Here is a 14,549-nt window from a genome sequence, read left to right as displayed (position 1 = left end):
AAGTAACCGATAATAAGTTTAGGAGAAGGAGGTATGACTATGGATATTAATTCTATTATGTCTTCTCAGTTAATGGAGCTACAACAAACTGTTCAAATGAGTGTTCTAAAAAATGCGATGAATATGGGAACAGTAGCTGCAGTTGAGATGTTACAGGACATGCCTCAAGCTTCTGCACCGCATCCTTATAAAGGATCTGTTGTGGACGTTCAAGCTTAAGTACAAGAGGAAGATAGTTGTTGTCTAGACGAATTGAGAAAAACATGTACCCATGTGGTGCATGTTTTTTTATATTGGTGGCATACTCTTTAAAAAGGATGTGTGCAAATGAGTTTAAACAAAGTGTACGTTTCTATCGTGAATCGTAAGGTGTATATTTATCCAGACGAATCATCATGGGAATATGAAGTAAATGCCAACAGAGAAATTATTCCCGTATTTGAAAAGCTATTTAACCAACTAAGTAGTGCTGAAACAAGCAATTTTTGGAGGGCACATATTCCAATAAGATACTATCATTTGGATAAAGAAAACGATGAATACGACACCAAAATGAAAAAGTTATATGCGCTGATTCATGAATATAGCAATGAAGAATCAAGATTATTAATCGAACAGCTTCCATATTTTAATGAAAGTAGGAGAGTATTCATTGAGTAAAATAATTAATCGTAAAGGCAACGAGACAGATTCATCTTATCGTAATGTCGGTTCGCTATTAAACCAGTCACCACAACAAAAATCAAAACTTAATATAGCGCAAAACAGAGAAGAAGGAAATGAAAATTACAAATTAGAACAAAAAACACTATCTGAGGAGAATTTTGCAAAAGAGAAACAGGAATTATGAATAGTTGAGACTTGGCTACTAGCTAAGTCTTTTTTTCATACATATGTTACCATTGAAAATAAAACGAGGAATTGGGAGGAAACATGCTTAAACAAATTATTTTACTTATTGGACCAACTATTATGATATTTATTGGACTTTCTTTATTACACAACGTTTTAGTAACTTTTTTCCTGTTTTATGGTTGGTTATTATTTATACCACTTATAATCATAAATTGGAATAAGGAAAACAGCAATCGGATACTTATTCCTTTATCCAAAAAGGTGACTATCGTTGGGGTTGTAAGTGGATTGATTTGTTTGATCGCCATTTATAGCTTCGTGTCTATTTTTCAATCCTCTGTTTTGGAGATACCCCAGTTGAAGCTTCTATTAGCAGAGTGGGGTTTTAGTGGGAAAAAGGTTTTATTGCTTGTATTAGTATTAGCCCTTATCAATCCGATATTAGAAGAATTTTATTGGCGTGAATTTATGTATAGTCGTCTATTAGCCAAAATAGGAAATGTGACAGCGATTATGATCACATCCATTTTCTATAGTTTATATCACTTGATTGTTGTGATGGAGATTTTCAGTTTTCCTTTTAATGCATTGGCAGTTGTTCCTGTTTTTCTTGCCGGGATTATGTGGGCGATTTTTCGATATAAACTGAAATCTATTGCTACATCAATTATTAGTCATTGTTTAGCGGATATCGGGATTATGTTGGTATATTGGTATATAATTGTTCCTTCATAAATTCTAATCATCTTGAATAATTTTATTGGTAAATAAAGGAGTCATCGTTCATGTTATCTTTCCAAGATTTAAATGGTAACCATGTGGAATTATCTTTTGAAAAAGGAGTATTTCCAATAGAGCCAATGCATGTGTTAGTACTAGCGAAACATCAAAACAAGTGGTTATTAACGAAGCATCCAAAACGCGGTATTGAGTTTCCAGGTGGAAAAGTGGAAGAAAGTGAAACGACCATACAAGCCGCTATTCGCGAAACATCAGAAGAGACAAATGTTGAATTAACTAATCTTGAATGGGTTGCTGAATATCTTGTATATGAAGAAACTCCATTCTGTAAAGCAGTATATATTGCAAATGTTGACCATATTAATGTGGAAGGTCCAAATTTTGAAACTGAAGGTGCTGTTTGGCTAACTACGGATGAATTTTTACATAGTAACAATTTAAGTTTTCATATGAAGGATACTGGTATGAAAGCAATTTTAGAGAAGGTGATGACACTTGAAGGAAAATGGAACGGTTGAGAAGACGAGAATTTATCCATCGCCAAATCCTCACATTAAGTTAACGGAAATCACTTATTGGTCATGCGGATATCGTGTGAAGGGATTACTTGCTGAGCCTAGAGAGAAAGGTTCATATGAAGGTATTTTATACTGCCGAGGTGGCATGCAAAGTATTGGCATGGTAAGACCAGCTCGTATTGCGCAAATTGCTTCAGAGGGTTTTATAGTATTCGCACCATATTACCGTGGAAATCGAGGTGGTGATGGCAGAGATGAATTTGCTGGAGAGGATCGGTGGGATGCAGTTTATGCAGTTGATGTGTTAAAGCAATTTTCTCAAGCGAGGATTCATTTATTCGCCTTTTCACGTGGTGGAATAATGGCTCTTTGGACAGCTATTTTACGAAACGATATAACATCTATCGTGACATGGGCTGGAGTATCGGATATATATTTAACATTTGAAGAACGAACAGATATGAGAAGAATGATGAAAAGAGTCATTGGCGGTACACCGTCCAATAATACGAAAGCGTATGAAGACCGAAATGTTCTTGCTCATACACAGGATATTAAAGCAGCAACTCTCATTATTCATGGGATGCTAGACACAAATGTTTCCGTTGAGCATGCAAAGGTTTTAGAGACAGCACTAGTAGGGAATAATAAAATAGTGGAAGCTTGGTATTTTCCTGAGTATACGCATTTTTTTCCAAGTAAAGTGAATCGGCAAGTAGTGAAGGATACATGTAATTGGATGAAAAGGCAGAAAGGAGTTTAGTCGATGGGTAATGTAGTTGTTACGATTGAAACTATGAGTACAGAGGAAAAGTCTTCATTTCCGTCGAATGTAAGCTTTTGGACAAATCTTTGGGATAACTATACAAATGAATTTCAGGAAGTTGTTATCCAATGTTGGAAAGAAGAAGAGCACGCAATCAGTGAATTAAGTTCGAGAGCGGCTTCAACTACGAATGAAGGGCTCATAAAAATTTTTTCCATTAATTTGAACGAGGAAAATCGTGTATTCCTTAGAAATTATTCCATAGATCCTAAAGGTGGATTAAAATGGTTCACGATGTTTTTTAATATAAATGGGGATGAACGATTAGAAGTGAGTCATTATGGTTCAGAAATAATTTTATATAAAGCAGATGAAGAAAAAGCGAAACAATTTATTTCCATCTTTTCTTCATCCATCACGACACATTATTATGATGAAAATGCGGATTAAAAAAAAGGATGTCACACCAATATAAATGGGACATCCTCTTTTACATAAAGATCAGAAAGTATATAAATTTGCTAGCCATGAACAGGTTGATTTCCGCTGCAGTCGGACGCTTTCCGTGGGGTGAGCGATGAGCCATCACCGCCGCAGTTGCGTCGTTTGTGATGGCTCATTTGTCTCCCTCATCCCACCGGAGTCGCCGCCTGCAGTGGAAATCAACGGAATAAATAAGAAAGCCAATATGCTAGGTCGATATAATGAACTGGTGTCTATAAAGAGCGTTTAGACGTAGTTGGTGGAACTTAGAAAAAATAGTTAGCATTCATTGATAAAGAAGCGCTGAGCGGACGAAATTGCATCTTCGTCCGCTTTTAAAAGTATAGGAAAGGATTTATTCTCTCATTAACCAAAGCTAATGCAACATGTCTTTACATATTTCAAGAAGGCGACGGACAAACATCCGCCACAAGATTACCGAAAAAAGTGGATTGAGAAGTGACGCAGTCACTTCTCAATCCACAAAAATTTCATCGGTAATAGTGTAGCAAATGTTTAGTCCAAAGCACTCGAGAAATAGAAAAGACCAAGTGCACTTAAGGACGCTTGCGCATTTCTAATTAAGCTCTAGGTCCGCCTTTAAGAGAGATCTCTTCAGATACGGTACCGAATTTTTGGAAGTTCTCATGGAAAGCTTGTGCGAGTTCAGCTGCTTTTTTATCGTAAGCTGCTTTGTCAGACCAAGCATTACGAGGAATCAATACTTCAGAAGGTACACCTTCTACTTGTTTTGGAATAGCTAAACCAAATACGGTATCCATTTCAGTTTCTACATCGTTCAATTTTCCGTCAATTGCTGCGCGAACCATTGTACGTGTGTAAGAAAGCTTCATACGACTACCAACACCGTATTCTCCACCAGTCCAACCAGTGTTTACAAGGAATACTTGTGCACCATGCTCATCAATTTTCTTTCCAAGCATTTCAGCGTAAACAGTTGCATGAAGTGGAAGGAAAGGTGAACCGAAGCAAGTTGAGAATGCTGGTTGTGGAGATGTAATTCCACGTTCAGTACCCGCTAATTTAGATGTAAATCCACTTAAGAAGTGGTACATTGCTTGTTCTTTTGTCAATTTGCTGATTGGAGGCAATACGCCAAAAGCATCAGCAGTTAAGAATACGATCGTATTTGGATGACCTGCAACAGAAGGATCCACAATATTTTCGATATTTTGAATCGGGTAAGCTGCACGTGTATTTTCTGTTAATGAATTATCAGCATAGTTTGCAACTCGAGTTTCCGCATCTACAACAACGTTTTCTAAGACAGTACCAAATGTGATGGCATCATAGATCTGTGGTTCGTTATCACGAGTTAAATCGATACATTTTGCGTAACATCCACCTTCGATATTAAACACACCATTATCGGACCAACCATGTTCGTCATCACCAATTAGTTTGCGACCAGCGTCTGCAGAAAGAGTTGTTTTTCCTGTCCCAGAAAGACCGAAGAATAATGCAACGTCGCCTTCTTCTCCAACGTTTGCTGAACAATGCATTGGTAAAATGTTTTGTTCAGGAAGTAAATAGTTCATAATAGAGAAAATAGATTTTTTCATTTCTCCAGCATATTCTGTTCCACCGATTAGCACAATTCGTTTTTCCATGGAAACAATGATAAACGTTTCCGTTTTTGTTCCATCTACTGCTGGATCTGCTTTAAAATTAGGAGCACTCACGATTGTAAAATCTGCTGTATGATTTGCAAGTTCTTCCTCAGAAGGGCGGATAAATAATTGATGCGCAAATAAGTTATGCCAAGCATATTCATTTACTACTTGAATTCCTAAACGAGAATCTTTATCAGCACCAGCAAACCCTTTAAATACGAATAATTCATCTTGCTGAGCAAGGTAGTCTGTTACTTTTTTATATAGTGATTCGAAAATTTCAGAAGAAATTGGTTGGTTTACAGAACCCCAATCGATTTTGTCTCTAGATATAGACTCATCAACGATGTATTTATCTTGTGGAGAACGACCTGTATATTTACCTGTTTCTGCTTTCACGGCTCCCGTAGAAGTTAAAACAGCTTCGCCTCTTGATGTTGCTTTTTCTACAAGTTGCGCTACTGATAATTGAATGTTAACATTTTCTCCAGATAACAATTCGTTCAGTTCATTCACAGTATCGATTGAATTCATATTGTATATACCATCCTTTTAATTATTTTCCCTTATTAAAGTGGGATATGAGTTTCATATGTGAAATAGTATAACACATTTAGCTTAATAGTCTACACTAATAAAGTGATTATTTTTATCTTTTGTAAAAAAATCGTCAACAAAAATGTATTGACATATCCATACAACTTACGTATGATGAAAAATTGAACGGATACTCTTATCCCGAGCTGGTGGAGGGGTCAGGCCCTATGAAACCCGGCAACCTGTAATTATTTATTTTATTACAAAGGTGCCCAACCTGAGACAAGGTGAAATCCCTTGATTGATAAGAGTGAAAGGTGCTTATGAAATTAATAACCTTTCCTCATGTGTATGATACGTGAGTGGAAGGTTTTTTTTATGACATCGCCCTTTATCCTTGTGTGCCAAGTCCAAAACAGCTTGACATGGGAATGAGTACCGTATCAATTCTTGAGAGAAATCTCGCAGGATATAGGAGGAATATACTATGACACAACGCCGATTATTTACATCGGAATCAGTTACAGAAGGGCATCCAGATAAAATTTGTGATCAAATTTCAGATGCAATTCTAGATGCAATTCTTACAGAAGATCCAAATGCACGCGTCGCTTGTGAAACAACTGTGACAACAGGTCTAGTATTGGTTGCAGGAGAAATTACTACATCTACTTATGTAGACATTCCAAAAGTAGTTCGCTCTACTATTAAAGAAATAGGCTATACTCGTGCAAAATATGGCTTTGATTCTGAAACTTCTGCAGTTTTAACTGCAATTGACGAACAGTCAGCTGATATTGCGCAAGGGGTTGACCAAGCTCTGGAAGCTCGTGAAGGATCGATGACTGATTCAGACATTGAAGCAATTGGAGCAGGGGACCAAGGTTTAATGTTTGGTTACGCTTGTAATGAAACACCAGAACTGATGCCACTTCCAATTAGTTTAGCGCATAAATTGGCTCGTCGTTTAGCTGAAGTTCGTAAGGATGAAACGCTAGACTATTTACGTCCAGATGGTAAAACACAAGTTACAGTGGAGTATGACGAAAATAATAATCCTGTCCATATCGATACGATTGTTATCTCAACGCAACATCATCCAGAAGTAACCTTAGAACAAATCCAAAAAGATTTAAAAGAAGTAGTGATCAATCCGATTGTTCCTGCTAATTTAATCGATGAACATACAAAATATTTTATTAACCCAACTGGTCGATTCGTCATTGGTGGACCACAAGGAGATGCGGGCTTAACAGGACGTAAGATTATCGTAGATACTTACGGTGGATATGCACGTCACGGCGGAGGAGCATTCTCTGGTAAAGATCCAACAAAAGTTGACCGTTCAGCTGCATATGCTGCTCGCTATGTTGCAAAAAATATTGTTGCAGCAGGAATCGCTGATCGTTGTGAAGTACAACTTGCTTATGCAATTGGAGTGGCACAACCAGTTTCTATCGCAGTAGACACATTTGGAACTGGAAAAGTAGAAGAAGCTCAATTAGTTGCACATATTCGTGAATTATTTGACCTTCGCCCAGCTGGTATTATTAAAATGCTAGATCTTCGTCGCCCAATCTACAAACAAACTGCTGCTTACGGACATTTTGGCCGTACAGACATCGACGCACCTTGGGAAAAAACAGATAAAGCAGAAGCTTTAAAAGAAAAAGCAGGATTATAATTAGAAAGCTTCTATGTAATGGAGGGCATCGACAGATACCCTTCATCAAAAAAAGCGATACTTTCCTAGAGAAATTTAGGGAAGTATCGCTTTTTTTTTTTTTAAACGGCTAAACTAACGCAGTTATTGGTTTAGCCATTTTTCTTCTATGTTTTTCAAATATCATTAACATTGCAATAAATTAAAACATCATTTATCAAGAGTCTTTATATCTAAAATTATTACACTATTTGTTATTCCATTCCACAAAAAAACTCCTTATAATTAGGTTTGGTAGTTCTGTCCAAATCCCAATTAAAAGGAGCTCACCATGGATAAGGATACCACAAAATCCACACTAAATGAATTACTAAATGTATTAGATGAAAAAACATTTTCCAAAATCATAAACGTTATAAATCTTGATCATTACGTTAAAAAGTTGACTGCTTACAAGTTTCTTCAGCTGTTTATCATTGCACAGGTAAATGAAAAAAAATCGCTGAAAAAGTTAGCGAAACACCTCAAAGATACGGAAGAATTTCAAACGTTTATTCAGATGGATGCCATCAGTGATTCACAGCTTTCACGTAAACAATCCTTGCTAACACCGGCAATATTTGAAAAAGTCTTTCGTCACCTCGTCGGTTCCATTCAGTCGAAGATGAAAAGTAACGAACCAATTCTTCGCGATATTCGTAAGCTGCTTGTCATTGATTCTTCTACAATATCGATGAGTCTAAGTCAATATCCTTGGGCAACGTTTCGGAAAACAAAAGCAGGTGTTCGACTTCATTTGCGCGTGGTTGTCACAAAAGATGTGACTCTTCCAGACCAGGCGGTAATTCTACCGGCAAAACACGCAGATCGCACGCAAATGAACAAGTTAGTTGATATTGACTCCGATGCGATTCATCTGTTTGACAGAGGCTATACAGACTATCAACAGTATGATGTGCTTTGTGATCGAGGGATTCCCTTCATTACGCGACTTAAGAAAAATGCGAAAATCGAAGTACTCAACGAACAAATACCAGACGTAGAAAATCATATCTTCTCGGATCAAGAAGTCATTCTAGGCAATGAGCAAAAGGGGACCAAGATGCAAAACCCTGTGAGATTAATCCAAACAAAAGATAGCGAAGAAAATGACATCATCATTCTTACTAATTGTTTTGATTTATCCGCTAAAGAAGTAGGCGATTTATATCGCTATCGTTGGAAAATCGAAACGTTTTTCAAATGGATGAAGCAGCACTTAAAAATCAAAAGCTTCTATGGAAAAAGTCAAAACGCCGTGTACACGCAAATTTGGATCGCGCTCATCACCTATTGCTTACAAGTCTTACTACAACTGAGATTAAACCATGAAGGACCTCTTTTAGATGTAAAAGAAACGCTTCAAAACTTACTTTTCAAGCCATTTAATGCATTTGTAAAAGCTCTATTTAGACCACCCACAAGAACATCAAATGGGCGTAAAAAGTACGACTGGGAAAGAGAATTTCAGCACATTGTCAGACAGTTCGATGAAAGAGAGGTGGAGCATTTAGACGATTTAACGTATGATCCAATTTTCTAGTTCGTATAAATTATAAATAATTTACAAAATGTGGATAAGGGCTACCAATTATAGCTGCTTTGACTTTTTTTAAAAATTAAAATCAAACATAGTTCGGAATATTCCGACTTCTACACAAGTTGGGTATTTCGTCTCTTTTGACAAATGATTAAAATTTTTATGCAACGCTAATGTTCAAATATAAAGAGGGATCTCTTTTATATCGATACCTTTTTAGGTGTTCAACTTTTCTTTCTTTCCAGCTATCACGCTCTTCACAATATTGCTCATAAGATACAGATAATAGTCGTTGGATAATATTTGGGTCATCTATGGCATCTTCGGCAAATACAATGTACTCACCATGTCTCATAATGTATCGACTCCACGAACGTAAACCAGTAATTCTACGATGCCTGCGCTTAATTCTACGGAAAAACAACTCATGGTCATTGTTTGTCCTCGGTAAAATCGGATGGTCATAACACGCAAATAATCCCTTCCAAAATCCATTACTATACCGCCTTAAATTATCTACGAACTCCGCATCTTCTTCTTTTGTTAGTTTTGCTTCTGTTTCTTTTAGATATGAAGCTAATCTACTTCGAACAGAGTTACTTGTCTTACGTTTAGAGGGTTCCAAAATTTTGGAAATGCGTCTGATACGTGTGTTCAATCTTACAACTTGCTGGTATTCTCCCTTAAAGTCATCGACAATACTGACTATTCTGAACAACTTTTTAAGTATCAGAGGAGCCCTTTTTTTCCAGGCAATTTTCAATAGATTTTTGAATCAGTTTTGTCTGTTCATAAACCTTAATTCCTGGTAAATCAAGCGGAGGGCAACCATCTTCTAATAAGACCGAACGAATTGCCGCTGTGTATGCTAGGATTGTTTCCGATGCTAGATTCTCTTCTTCTATTGCCTTTTTCTCTATCTCTCGTATGCCTCGTAGTTTCTTCTTTATGTTCGTTTTTAACTTTCGATCTTTATCTATAACTGGCTTTGCAATATCTTTCAAGAAATGAAATTGACAGTACTGATAAGGAGTTTTTGGTGACAATGTTTCAAACGCAAGGCGGATGGATTTCTGTCCATCACTTACAAAACCTAGAATTGGAAAACCGAGGTCTAAAATAGGTTTTATAAATTCCATTAACTCCTGAGACGAGCTACTCTTTACATTTTTAGCAGCTAAAATTGTCCCACTTAGCACTTCCCTTATGACATACAACGTTTCATTTCCTTTTTCTGGTTGAACACCATCCATGGATAGGATAATCCCACCATGGCTATCAACCGTTTCTTGAAGAGTCTTTTGGAGGTGGTCTTCTGCGCTAGCACGAAGTAACACCGTATATCTTTCGTAAAGCTTTTGAACATGACGTTCAGAAATGACAACCCCATGGTCATTTAAAATATCCATTATTTCTTTACGAGTTTTATGCTCTTTAAATCGTAATTGACCAACGTAGGCTAAGACGTCTATTCCATAAGTCATATGTTTAAGACTTAGATGGTCGGCTTGGGCAGAACGAAAGACGGTTGTAGCGTTTTCGCACGCTGAATTTGTACAGCGATATCCCATATTGACGATTGTTTTTGCACCTTTAAGTGTAGAAATCGTCTTTTTAGAGACAGTATGGCAGTAATCTAATTTGGAATGACATGTCGGACAGATCGAGATTTCAGGTTTATAGTAGTTCGTTTCCTCAGTTATTAACCGATTTTTTGTACGCATTTTCTTCACCAACATTTACTAGTAATTTTATCTTTATTTTACCACAAGTGAAGATATTGCGTTATTTTAGCCGTTTAAGAAAAAAACGTTAAAATAGAACAAACGTTCTTTTTGGAGGCTAATAATTGTATTGATATGAGTATTGTCCGAAACATGTTGAAAGTGAATATCAGCTATTAGTATTTAAAGATAACCATCCCTTTCTACCTTTGACAGATTATTACCAAGATTGTTTAGGTCGAATTAATAAGAGTTCTGCAACATCTTATTTAAAGTGTTTACTACCCTTTTTCATGTGGTTAGAGAAAAAAGTAACTATCAGGGAAAACGAGTGCAATGGAATGACTCCGAAGGAAAGATACGTGTAGCTGTTGAGGGTTATTTGCTGCATGAAATGAGCTGTAAGGTTCGTGATAAAGATTCGTTTCGTATTGTGAATTTAACAAATAAAAGCCCTAATACCATTAGTCGTTTTTTATCGGCCTTAAAATCATTTTATAAGTCTATGATTCGTTTAAAATACTATCCACATCATAACCCTTTAATTGACGAACAAGCCATTCTGCATAGCTATAAAGAAGAAGTAAGAGGTGTTCGAGAAAATAAACCTAGAATGCCTTCAGTTTCAGGGACAGAAGACCCTATCATTCACCGAAGATTAACAGATTCCTATTTTAAAATAATCAATGAAGAATGGCAGCCACAAATTATTGATGATATGAATTTACCTTATCGAGTTTATCAAGCAGGAAAAAAAGTAAATTGGTCGCAACGTGAAATGCTTATAGCTCGTATGCTATTCGAAACGGGAGCAATGGTATCGGAAATTATTGAACTAACTGTTGGAGATTATCGTCAGCGTATAAGTCATCAAGAGGTCAGTACGTTTAATAAAGGAAGTCATGGTAGGAAGATCAAGTTCCTACGCTTTAGTAAAGATACAGTCAAGCGGTTGTTTCACTATATAGACACCGAGAGAAAATTCTTTGATGAAAACCATTTAGAATTTGAACAATTACCTGACGATGCACCAATCTTCTTATCTGCAAATGGAACAGCATATACATATCATGCTTGGTACTATCATTGGAAACGAGCAATGATAGTCAATGAATTGAGTTTAAATCCACATAAAGCAAGACATTGGTTTGTCACTTCCCGCTTACGAGAAATTTATAATGTTTCAAAAAATGAAGCTGAAATTCAACAGCGTAAAAATGAATTGATTAAATATATGAAATGGAAAAATCCAGATACCATGAATGTATATGAACATCATTTCGACGAAGCAAAACATCGAGAAGCTCATGAACATATGCTTGAACAAATGGCACAAAGAGAGAAAGAATACACCAAGCAGGGTAAATCTTCAAGAAAACCAAAGTTGGCAGTTCTTGAAACAACAAATATTGAATTGATCGATGAAGAGTTACAAGAATTGTTGGAAGAGTTGGAATAAAATTGACTAACGCAACGCAACTAAGACCAGCAACGGAATGGTATGATAAATGGCTTGGAAAAATGGATACAAAGCTAATGTGCCTGCAAAATAACCGAAGCGAGTTTCTATTCGATAAAGTAGATGAACGGATTCTTAACTATCTTAATAATAATTGCTTAAATTTTGACTTGAAGAATCACTTTTTATTGATTATATTAATCGATATAGCTCGAAAAAAAGATGCCAGAAGTATTCAACGGACTATCGGGACCTTAAGCCCGCGATTTAAAAATATTTCCACTAATTTTAACATTACTAGATTTTCAGATTTCGATGTGAATGTTCATTTATATGCGTATTTGAAAAGTGAGATTTTCCCTGACGATTCTAACAGCAAAAGGAGCGAGTTAATGAGTTGTTATATTGGAGCCGAGTACTCTACAAAAAAATGGATTCATAACAACTTATCCTTTGAAGAACAAGAACATTATAAACAGTTTCTACTGCAACCTTTTTTGTTTGATTCCAGAGATTTTTCATTTAGAAAGTTAGCAAAAGAGCAAGCTCAAACTATACGTAAAGATGAAACAGATGCTATTGTGCAAATGCTTCCAACGATACTTGCGGAAGCAAATTTACGATGGAATCAGATAAAAAGACTTCAAGATGCCCTTCAGCAACAAATACAGGAGGTAGAAGCTAAATCATTATCACTGCCATTCGAATTTTATTATGATGAACCCGAACGCATCGGAGAGAAATTTCATTTTCGTTTATGGGATAAACCATCCTTTGTATTGCACCACCAAACAGATTTTTCGGAAATTGTTATAAAGCAAGCAACACAGAAGAAAGTAACTTATTCTGATGAAAATAATGCTTATTTCCTTGAGTTTATTCGTGCTGAAACAATTGAGGACGAAACAGAGGGAGAAGGTCTTTGGTTTAATGAATTGATTGAATTTAATGTTCTCGGAGATTGGTATAAAAATGTAGACCGATTGAAGAACATGAGCGTATTTTAAAATTTTTATCTTTATGGGCCTACGAACAAGAGCATCAGCAAAAGCCCTCTCCTTTTTTCTCATCATAAAGGTATTTTAACGCCTTCAACTTTTGTTACTCTGCACAAAGACAAAGCAAAAGGTTTATTAATTGATGTAGAGCCATTTTACGCAGCTTGTACATTTGGTCTATTAGCTATAGATATTTTAACAACCACTGGTGCAAGAATTAATGAATTACTTCAAATTAATAATACGAAAGAATGAATCCTTATAAAAAAGGTTAAAGAGAACTTGCATTTCTCATTTAAAGCTATCCCTAAAGGACGAGATTCTTTAGAAGAATTTTATATAAGCAAACAGACTATGGAGCATATTCAAACTGTAGCAAGATTGTTAAAAGAGCATAATGCTGTTGAGAAAATTCCAAGTGTTTTATATAGAGGTGATAGAAAGCATTTTTTCCCTAAGGCTATGCCCTATTATTTTCAATACGAAGGTAGAGCAATGAAACCGGATGCTATATACAGTTCCATTCGAATCCTCCTTCGTGGATTGGTTTTTGAAACACAAAGCGGTAAGCCTGTAACAATCAAGACACACCTTTTACGCCATGCTTTTGCAACAGAAGCAGTACAGCGACAGAACGTGAATATTGATATTGTCGCAAAGCTCTTACATCAAAGGGATTTGAATGTAACAGCTTATTACTCCGCCCCAACACCATCGTAAATCACTGAATCAGTAAGTGAATTACATGATGTCATTTCAAGCTATGTCGATATTGATGATGCGTATTTAAGAAGCCCTAAAGAGCTGCAAAAGCAATTTGATGAACACGCTGAAAAGGTTGGTGTATATAACAAAGTATTAGGTGGTACTTGCGTGACCGATTTCGTATGTCCAACTAAAATGCAATGTTTACGTTGTAAAGCAAAAGTACCTGAACCTGAACAAGAAGACGAACTTTTAGAAGTTATTCAATTATCAAAAGACATGGAGAAACGCTTCAAGCAAATGGGGTTAGAAATTGAAGTTCGTAAAGCAAAAGAAATGGTGAAGCAAGCTAAGATCAAATTAAAAGAGATTGACTTGATAAAACAATATAGAGAGGAACGTCATTATGAACCAACCACTAAGCGTAATCCATTCAGATAAGAGGCAATGGCTTGATAAAGTGCATCAGCAACGTAAAGACCGTTCACTTATTATCGGTATTCAAACGATTGACTTTCTCATAGAACAAGGGATTCCCGTAACTTATCACAACATTAGTGAGCATTCAAAAGCATTTGATAAAAAAGGAAAAGGCATCCATCAAAATACGATTAAACGCAATGAGGAACTACATTCTCACTATCAGTAGCATAGCAGAACGTATAAAGTAAAAAATACGTGTAAAAAACATGCAATGCCCTCTACATTTGACGAAGCATCTTTAAGAAAGATTTCGTCTGAACGTGATGTAAACATCGCCAAAAAGAGGTATATGCAGCTTTCGAAAGAGGAATTGGTGAATAGATTAATAGGGGTTGAAAAATACGCTGCAGAAAATCAAGAACGATGGGTAACTAATCAATTTGAGCAGTTCAAGTAGACGATTA

At 36.2% G+C, this 14,549-nt stretch carries 18 protein-coding genes and 1 riboswitch; of the genes, 15 read left to right on the top strand and 3 right to left on the bottom strand.

All coding sequences use genetic code 11. From position 1 onward, the window contains the following. Positions 1 to 39: 39 nt before the first annotated feature. The 7 genes from ACEPXG_RS12330 (at position 40) to ACEPXG_RS12300 (ending at position 3,330) form a co-directional block, all read left to right on the top strand. Positions 40 to 219: a YjfB family protein gene (locus tag ACEPXG_RS12330; protein WP_391202812.1), complete on the top strand. Its 180-nt coding sequence runs from the start codon at positions 40 to 42 to the stop codon at positions 217 to 219. A gap of 108 nt (positions 220 to 327) precedes the next feature. Further along, complete coding sequence (locus ACEPXG_RS12325) at positions 328 to 660, top strand: transposase (protein ID WP_391202809.1); 333 nt, start codon at positions 328 to 330, stop codon at positions 658 to 660. Then, a complete protein-coding gene (locus ACEPXG_RS12320; protein ID WP_391202806.1) occupies positions 653 to 850 on the top strand; it encodes a hypothetical protein in 198 nt (65 codons plus the stop codon). Before ACEPXG_RS12325 ends, ACEPXG_RS12320 begins: the two co-directional genes overlap by 8 nt. An 83-nt stretch (positions 851 to 933) precedes the next feature. Beyond that, positions 934 to 1,590 carry a CPBP family intramembrane glutamic endopeptidase gene (locus ACEPXG_RS12315; RefSeq protein ID WP_391202803.1) on the top strand — a complete coding sequence of 219 codons (657 nt, stop codon included), beginning with the start codon at positions 934 to 936 and terminating at the stop codon, positions 1,588 to 1,590. A 50-nt stretch (positions 1,591 to 1,640) separates the two neighbouring features. After that, entirely contained in the window at positions 1,641 to 2,114 is a 474-nt protein-coding gene (locus ACEPXG_RS12310) for an NUDIX domain-containing protein (RefSeq protein ID WP_391202800.1), read from the top strand. Next, entirely contained in the window at positions 2,092 to 2,877 is a 786-nt protein-coding gene (locus tag ACEPXG_RS12305; RefSeq protein ID WP_391202797.1) for an alpha/beta hydrolase family protein, read from the top strand. The genes ACEPXG_RS12310 and ACEPXG_RS12305 overlap by 23 nt, the downstream gene beginning before the upstream one ends. Positions 2,878 to 2,880: 3 nt before the next feature. Then, positions 2,881 to 3,330 carry a hypothetical protein gene (locus ACEPXG_RS12300; protein ID WP_391202794.1) on the top strand — a complete coding sequence of 150 codons (450 nt, stop codon included), beginning with the start codon at positions 2,881 to 2,883 and terminating at the stop codon, positions 3,328 to 3,330. A gap of 614 nt (positions 3,331 to 3,944) precedes the next feature. Here the strand turns inward: ACEPXG_RS12300 and pckA are convergent. Continuing rightward, entirely contained in the window at positions 3,945 to 5,531 is a 1,587-nt protein-coding gene (gene pckA, locus ACEPXG_RS12295) for a phosphoenolpyruvate carboxykinase (ATP) (RefSeq protein ID WP_391202791.1), read from the bottom strand. 196 nt (positions 5,532 to 5,727) lie between these two features. Next, positions 5,728 to 5,845: riboswitch (SAM riboswitch) on the top strand. Between the two features lie 176 nt (positions 5,846 to 6,021). Between pckA and metK the strand changes: the two genes are divergently transcribed. Both metK and ACEPXG_RS12285 read left to right on the top strand, forming a co-directional pair. Further along, a complete protein-coding gene (gene metK / locus ACEPXG_RS12290; RefSeq protein ID WP_391202789.1) occupies positions 6,022 to 7,218 on the top strand; it encodes a methionine adenosyltransferase in 1,197 nt (398 codons plus the stop codon). A 310-nt stretch (positions 7,219 to 7,528) separates the two neighbouring features. Further along, positions 7,529 to 8,779, top strand: coding sequence for an IS4 family transposase (locus ACEPXG_RS12285; protein ID WP_391202786.1), 1,251 nt, complete (start codon positions 7,529 to 7,531; stop codon positions 8,777 to 8,779). 157 nt (positions 8,780 to 8,936) lie between these two features. Here ACEPXG_RS12285 and ACEPXG_RS12280 read toward each other — a convergent pair whose 3' ends face one another. Together ACEPXG_RS12280 and ACEPXG_RS12275 are read right to left on the bottom strand one after the other, a co-directional pair. Further along, positions 8,937 to 9,434 (bottom strand): hypothetical protein, encoded by a 498-nt coding sequence (locus tag ACEPXG_RS12280; protein WP_391202783.1) that lies wholly within the window; start codon positions 9,432 to 9,434, stop codon positions 8,937 to 8,939. Positions 9,435 to 9,498: 64 nt separating this feature from the next. Continuing rightward, positions 9,499 to 10,500 (bottom strand): transposase, encoded by a 1,002-nt coding sequence (locus ACEPXG_RS12275; protein WP_391202781.1) that lies wholly within the window; start codon positions 10,498 to 10,500, stop codon positions 9,499 to 9,501. A gap of 331 nt (positions 10,501 to 10,831) precedes the next feature. Here ACEPXG_RS12275 and ACEPXG_RS12270 point away from each other — a divergent pair, with 331 nt between their 5' ends. From ACEPXG_RS12270 to ACEPXG_RS12245, 6 genes are all read left to right on the top strand, one after another. Further along, positions 10,832 to 11,959 carry a tyrosine-type recombinase/integrase gene (locus tag ACEPXG_RS12270; RefSeq protein WP_391202778.1) on the top strand — a complete coding sequence of 376 codons (1,128 nt, stop codon included), beginning with the start codon at positions 10,832 to 10,834 and terminating at the stop codon, positions 11,957 to 11,959. A 2-nt stretch (positions 11,960 to 11,961) separates the two neighbouring features. Then, positions 11,962 to 12,966, top strand: coding sequence for a hypothetical protein (locus ACEPXG_RS12265; RefSeq protein ID WP_391202775.1), 1,005 nt, complete (start codon positions 11,962 to 11,964; stop codon positions 12,964 to 12,966). Positions 12,967 to 13,239: 273 nt separating this feature from the next. After that, positions 13,240 to 13,677 carry a hypothetical protein gene (locus ACEPXG_RS12260; protein WP_391202773.1) on the top strand — a complete coding sequence of 146 codons (438 nt, stop codon included), beginning with the start codon at positions 13,240 to 13,242 and terminating at the stop codon, positions 13,675 to 13,677. A gap of 153 nt (positions 13,678 to 13,830) precedes the next feature. Further along, positions 13,831 to 14,103, top strand: a complete 273-nt coding sequence (locus ACEPXG_RS12255) for a hypothetical protein (RefSeq protein ID WP_391202770.1) — start codon at positions 13,831 to 13,833, stop codon at positions 14,101 to 14,103. Next, entirely contained in the window at positions 14,069 to 14,311 is a 243-nt protein-coding gene (locus ACEPXG_RS12250; protein WP_391202767.1) for a hypothetical protein, read from the top strand. The genes ACEPXG_RS12255 and ACEPXG_RS12250 overlap by 35 nt, the downstream gene beginning before the upstream one ends. Positions 14,312 to 14,356: 45 nt before the next feature. Further along, positions 14,357 to 14,542, top strand: a complete 186-nt coding sequence (locus ACEPXG_RS12245) for a hypothetical protein (RefSeq protein WP_391202765.1) — start codon at positions 14,357 to 14,359, stop codon at positions 14,540 to 14,542. Positions 14,543 to 14,549: the final 7 nt, after the last annotated feature.

This window comes from Psychrobacillus sp. L4, assembly GCF_042944905.1.
Classification (GTDB): Bacteria; Bacillota; Bacilli; order Bacillales_A; family Planococcaceae; genus Psychrobacillus.
The sequence above is the reverse complement of the archived record's forward strand: the minus strand, read 5'-3'. Positions and strand labels throughout refer to the sequence as shown.